At 70.0% G+C, this 6134-nt stretch carries 3 protein-coding genes, 1 pseudogene and 1 riboswitch; of the genes and pseudogenes, 3 read left to right on the top strand and 1 reads right to left on the bottom strand.

Features of this window, described 5'->3' with window-relative positions; genetic code table 11:
• The first annotated feature begins 3 nt into the window (after nucleotides 1-3).
• A complete protein-coding gene (locus FUT87_RS18825; protein WP_147242014.1) occupies nucleotides 4-1089 on the top strand; it encodes a homocysteine S-methyltransferase family protein in 1086 nt (361 codons plus the stop codon).
• Nucleotides 1090-1167: 78 nt separating this feature from the next.
• On the opposite strand, the gene FUT87_RS18830 is transcribed toward FUT87_RS18825, so the two are convergent.
• The gene (locus tag FUT87_RS18830; protein WP_147242013.1) at nucleotides 1168-2373 is read right to left on the bottom strand and encodes an HD-GYP domain-containing protein; all 1206 of its coding nucleotides are present in this window, start codon (nucleotides 2371-2373) and stop codon (nucleotides 1168-1170) included.
• Between the two features lie 221 nt (nucleotides 2374-2594).
• Nucleotides 2595-2699, top strand: a riboswitch (S-adenosyl-L-homocysteine riboswitch).
• Nucleotides 2700-2849: 150 nt separating this feature from the next.
• Between FUT87_RS18830 and metH the strand changes: the two genes are divergently transcribed.
• Entirely contained in the window at nucleotides 2850-5552 is a 2703-nt protein-coding gene (metH, locus tag FUT87_RS18835) for a methionine synthase (protein ID WP_147242015.1), read from the top strand.
• Nucleotides 5553-5714: 162 nt separating this feature from the next.
• A pseudogene (locus FUT87_RS18840) lies at nucleotides 5715-6134 on the top strand (hypothetical protein); the annotation flags it as partial.

Genomic DNA, 6134 nt, shown 5'->3' on the forward strand with positions numbered 1-6134 from the left:
ACAATCGCGCCCCATGACGCCCCGACCGCCGCCCGTCCCGCCGCCGCCTACACCCGCGGCGCCGCCTTGCCCGCCCTCCTGGCGCAACGCATCGCCGTCCTGGATGGCGCGATGGGCACGATGATCCAGCGCTACAAGCTGACCGAGGCGGACTTCCGCGGCGCGCGCTTCGCGGACCATCCCAAGGACCTCAAGGGCAACAACGACCTGCTGGTGCTGACCAAGCCCGAGGTCATCAGCGAGATCCACCGCCAGTACCTGGACGCCGGCGCCGACATCATCGAGACCAACACCTTCGGCACGACCACCGTCGCGCAGGAGGACTACGGGCTGGAGGCCTTCGCCTACGAGATGAACGTCGCTGCGGCGCGCCTGGCGCGCGAGGCCTGCGACGCGTTCAGCACGCCGGATAAGCCGCGCTTCGCGGCCGGCGCGCTCGGCCCGACGCCGCGCACGGCGTCCATCAGTCCCGACGTGAACGACCCGGGCGCTCGCAACGTCGACTTCGACACGCTGCGCGCCGCCTACTACGAGCAGGCCAAGGGCTTGCTCGAGGGCGGCGTCGACCTGTTCCTGATCGAGACCATCTTCGACACGCTCAACGCCAAGGCCGCGATCTTCGCGGTGGACCAGCTGATGGAGGACACCGGTGAGCGCCTGCCGGTGATCATCTCCGGCACGGTGACCGACGCGTCGGGCCGCATCCTGTCGGGTCAGACGGTGACGGCGTTCTGGCACTCGGTGCGCCACGCGCTGCCGCTGGCGATCGGCCTGAACTGTGCGCTCGGCGCGGCGCTGATGCGGCCCTACATCGAGGAACTGTCCAAGGCGGCCGGCGACACGCCGATCTCCTGCTACCCGAATGCCGGCCTGCCCAACCCGATGAGCGACACCGGCTTCGACGAGACGCCGGACGTCACCGGCCGGCTGGTGGGCGAGTTCGCCGCGGCCGGCTTCCTGAACATCGCCGGCGGCTGCTGCGGCACGACGCCCGACCACATCCGCGCGATCGCGCAGAAGGTCGCCGCCTACCGGCCGCGCCCGTGGGGCAGCAAGCTGTTCAGCGGACTGATCACTGAAGGCGTCTGATCCCTCCCTCTCCCTCTCCCACTTCGCGGGAGAGGGCGGGGGTGAGGGCCGGCGGGGCAGCGGCCAGGGCAGTCCACCTCAATAGAGCTTGAGCATCGCGTCCATGTGGACGCGCAGCCGGACTTCATGCGGCGCCAGACTGGCCGAGATCGCCTGCGCCGGCAAGCGCGTGTCGCGCAGCACCGGCACGGTCAGCGGCGAGCCGCTGCGGCCGATCAGCGCCGCCACCAGCGGTTCGCTCGCGCTGTGCCCGCGCTTGAGCACCATGCCCTCCTCGCCATTGGCCAGCCGGACCAGCGAGCCCGGCGGATAGAGGCCGATCGCCTTGATCAGCGCGGCGCCCGCCTCGTCGGGCTGCTGCAGCTCGTCCAGGTAGACCGCCCGCGCGGCCTGCGCCGCCGACAGCGCCCGGCGGTTGCGTCGCGGGCTCAATCGCGCGCCATAGACGTCGATGCGGCGCAGCAGGCGCGCCATCAACTCGCCGTCCGCACGGCCGGCCAGCGGGCCCGGCCCGGCGTCGTGATGCAGGCGGACCGCGGCGAGCCAGGCCTCGTCGTCGACCCCGATCCCTTGCAGCGTGGCCGCCGCGCGGTCGCCATGGCCGGCCAGGGCCTCGCGCTGCGCCTGGGCCAGCGCCTCCGGCCGCAGCGCATGCTGGTCCTGCTGGGCGGCGCTGTCCAGGTTCATCGTCAGCGCCGCCAGGCCCAGCGTGCGCCGGCGGCCCTCGCTCCAGCCGAGCTGGCGGGTCGTCATCTCCGCCAGCACCAGCGACAGCAGCGCATGCCGCGCGCTGTACTGCAGCGGCTCCTGGCCGGCGTCGTGCACCAGCATCGCCAGCGAGGCATCGGGCTGCTGCGTCAGGCGCGACAGCACCGTGTCCAGCAGCTGCGCCAGGCGCAGGAGGAAGTCCGGCCGATGCGGATCGCGCAGCACCTGCTGCGCATGCCACTGCAAATCGGCCCAGATGGCGGTGTGCGCCGGCCCCGTCGCCGCCGGCAGGGGCATGGGCCGCGTGGGCTTGTACTCGGCCTTGGCATTGGCCAGCGCGGACAGCGAGGCCCCCTGCAGCATCATCGTGTCGAGCTTGTGGGCCAGGGCGCGCTGGTATTCGCGCGTCTCGTGCGCCTGGACCCAGGGCCCGCGCGCCAGCAGCTCGCGCACCTGCGGCGTGTCGGGCAGCGGATGCCCGGCGGCGAACAGCAGGTGCCCCGCCGCGTCGCGCAGCGAGAAGGTCAGCACCTGTCCCACGCGCAGGCTGTTTGAAGGAAGTTGGACCAGATCCACGTGGCCTTCCCGGCGACCGGACGTCGCCTCCTCGTTGTTGTCGTTGTCGGATGTCGCCGTGCCTGCGCCGGTTCCCTCCACCGCGGCACGCTGCGGGCGAGCATAGGTCCGCGCGAGGCTTCGGCAGGCATTCCGGCACGAACAAAGCAGGGCCGGACCGGTAGAATGCACGCCGTTTCCGCTGCCAGCAATGCCGCATTCGCGGCATCGGGGCGGCGGTGGTTTCCGAGGAGCGTTGCGACAGGTCCCGTCATCCGGGCGCCCGCCAGGCTCGGAACGGCGCGGTCGGACCCCGGGACCCCGCTGAACAACGACGCTCACCGTCCCGCCCCGCGCGGGGTTGCGGTGAGTTGCGCGGCCCCGTCTCGATCCAGCTTCCTCCAGCCTCGAAGAGCGCCGCCGCCATGTCCGCCCTCCCTCCCGCTTCCGACGCTTCCGACGCCAGCACCGCTCCGGGCCGCGCCGCCGTCCCCCCGATGAAGCTCTCCGGCCTGGAGCCGGTGGCCATCGGCGCCGGCACGCTGTTCGTCAACGTGGGCGAACGCACCAACGTCACCGGCTCCAAGGCCTTCGCGCGGATGATCCTGAATGGCGATTTCGAGCAGGCGCTGAGCGTCGCCCGCCAGCAGGTCGAGAACGGCGCCCAGGTCATCGACATCAACATGGACGAGGCCATGCTGGACAGCAAGGCCGCGATGGTGCGCTTCCTCAACCTGATCGCCTCCGAGCCCGAGATCGCGCGCGTGCCGATCATGATCGACTCGTCCAAGTGGGAGGTGATCGAGGCCGGGCTCAAGTGCATCCAGGGCAAGGGCATCGTCAACTCGATCTCGCTGAAGGAGGGCGAGACCGAGTTCCGCCGCCAGGCCAAGCTGATCCGCCGCTATGGCGCGGCCACCGTGGTGATGGCCTTCGACGAGACCGGCCAGGCCGATACCTACGAACGCAAGATCCAGATCTGCGAGCGCGCCTACCGGCTGCTGGTCGACGAGATCGGCTTCCCGCCCGAGGACATCATCTTCGACCCCAACATCTTCGCGATCGCCACCGGCATCGAGGAGCACAACAACTACGCGGTCGACTTCATCGAGGCCACGCGCTGGATCAAAGCGAACCTGCCCGGAGCGAAGGTCAGCGGCGGCGTGTCCAACGTGTCCTTCAGCTTCCGCGGCAACGAGCCGGTGCGGGAGGCCATCCACACGGTCTTCCTGTACCACGCGATCCAGGCGGGGATGGACATGGGCATCGTCAACGCCGGCATGGTCGGCGTCTATGACGAGATCCCCGCCGACCTGCGCGAGCGCGTCGAGGACGTGGTGCTGAACCGCCGCGAGGACGCAACCGAGCGGCTGCTCGAGGTGGCCGAGTCGGTCAAGGGCGCGGCCAAGGACGACAGCGCCAAGCTGGCCTGGCGCGCGGGCGACGTCGACGCGCGGCTGTCGCATGCGCTGATCCACGGCATCACCGATTTCATCGTCGAGGACACCGAGGAGGCCTGGCAGGGCATCCGCGCCAAGGGCGGCCGGCCGCTGCACGTGATCGAAGGCCCGCTGATGGCCGGCATGAATGTGGTCGGCGACCTGTTCGGCGCGGGCAAGATGTTCCTGCCGCAGGTGGTCAAGAGCGCGCGGGTGATGAAGTCCGCGGTGGCCCACCTGGTGCCCTACATCGAGGAGGAGAAGCGCCAGCTCGCCGCCGCCGGCGCCGACGTCCGCTCCAAGGGCAAGATCGTCATCGCCACGGTGAAGGGCGACGTGCACGACATCGGCAAGAACATCGTCACGGTGGTCCTGCAGTGCAACAACTTCGAGGTCGTGAACATGGGCGTGATGGTCCCGTGCCAGGACATCCTCGCCAAGGCCAAGGTCGAAGGCGCCGACATCATCGGGCTCTCGGGCCTGATCACGCCCAGCCTGGAGGAGATGCAGCACGTCGCCGCGGAGATGCAGCGCGACGACTACTTCCGCGTGAAGAAGATCCCGCTGCTGATCGGCGGCGCAACGACCAGCCGCGTGCACACGGCGGTCAAGATCTCGCCGCATTACGAAGGGCCGGTGGTCTACGTGCCCGACGCGTCGCGCTCGGTGGGCGTGTGCTCGGACCTGCTGTCCGATGAACGCGCCACGCGCTTCATCGACGAGCTGAAGTCCGATTACGAGAAGGTCCGCGAGCTGCACGCCAATAAGAAGCAGACGCCGCTGGTGACGCTGGCGCAGGCGCGTGCGAACAAGCAGCGCGCTGACTTCACGACCTACACCCCGCCGGCGCCGCGCTTCATCGGCCGGCGCCAGTTCCGCAACTACGACCTGGCCGAACTGGCGCAGTGCATCGACTGGGGCCCGTTCTTCCAGACCTGGGACCTGGCGGGGCCGTTCCCGGCCATCCTCAAGGACGAGGTCGTCGGCGCCGAGGCCCAGCGCGTCTTCAGCGACGGCAAGCGCATGCTGCAGCGGCTCATCGAAGGCCGCTGGCTGACCGCCAATGGCGTGCTGGGCCTGTACCCGGCCGCGCAGGTCAACGACGACGACATCGAGATCTACAGCGACGAGTCGCGCTCGGAGGTGCTGATGACCTGGCGCGGGCTGCGCATGCAGTCCGAGCGGCCGGTGGTGGACGGCGTGCGCCGGCCCAACCGGGCGCTGGCGGACTTCATCGCGGCCAAGGGCACGGTGCCGGACTACATCGGGCTGTTCGCGGTCACCGCCGGCCTGGGCGTGGACAAGAAGGAGCAGCAGTTCATCGACGACCTGGACGACTACTCCGCGATCATGCTCAAGGCGCTGGCCGACCGGCTGGCCGAGGCCTTCGCCGAGCGGCTGCACCAGCGCGTGCGGATGGACTTCTGGGGGTACGCGGCCGACGAGGCGCTCAGCAACGAGCAACTGATCGCCGAGGCCTACCGGGGCATCCGTCCCGCGCCGGGCTATCCGGCCTGCCCGGACCACCTGGTCAAGCGGGACATGTTCCGCGTGCTGCAGGCCGAGGACATCGGCATGGCGCTGACCGAAGGCATGGCGATGACGCCGGCGGCCAGCGTCAGCGGTTTCTACCTCGCGCATCCGGAGGCGACCTACTTCAATGTGGGCCGCATCGGCGACGACCAGGTGGCGGACTGGGCGGCCCGCATGGCGCTGGATCCGCAGGACGCGCAGCGGGCGCTCGCGCCGCTGCTGGGCTGACGCGCCGGAGCAACGAAAACCGCAGGACGCGGCCTTGTCCTACAGGCCGCGTTTCACCAATTTACAAACGGAACAAGAACCGGGCCCCGCGACTTGTAACAGCGTGGCATTCTTCGCTCGTCCCCCGAGGTAGGGGAAAACCATAAGAGGTGAATCATGGCGTTGAATACCAATCAAAAGATCGCGGCGGGTGCAGTTGGGGCCACCGTGCTGGTCGTGGCAGCGTTCTTCGCGGGGCGGCACCAGTCGGCGCCGTCGATGCCGGACACGCCGGTCGCGGCGGCCGAGCAGCAAGGCAACATCGTCGATCGCAACGGCGCCAATGCCGCCGACGAGGCGCGCGCCGCGCGCCGCTCGGGCGACCAGGCCGTGCAGCAGCACGCATCCAATGAACCCCGCCGCGGCTCGCAGTCGCGCGATGGCGGCTCGACCGGCTACGCGGACAACAACGGCAGCGCCGGCCAGGCCGAATCCCGCCTGTGCGCGTCCTGCGCGACGGTCCTGTCGGTGCGCACCGAGGCCCGTGAAGGCCAGGGCACCGGCATCGGCATGGTGGGCGGCGCGGTGGTCGGCGGCCTGCTG

Source organism: Mitsuaria sp. TWR114, assembly GCF_007997345.1.

Bases quoted from the DNA above. Each gene is read 5' to 3' on its own strand.
- metH (WP_147242015.1), top strand. From the start codon at position 2,850: ATGAAGCTCTCCGGCCTGGAGCCGGTGGCCATCGGCGCCGGCACGCTG.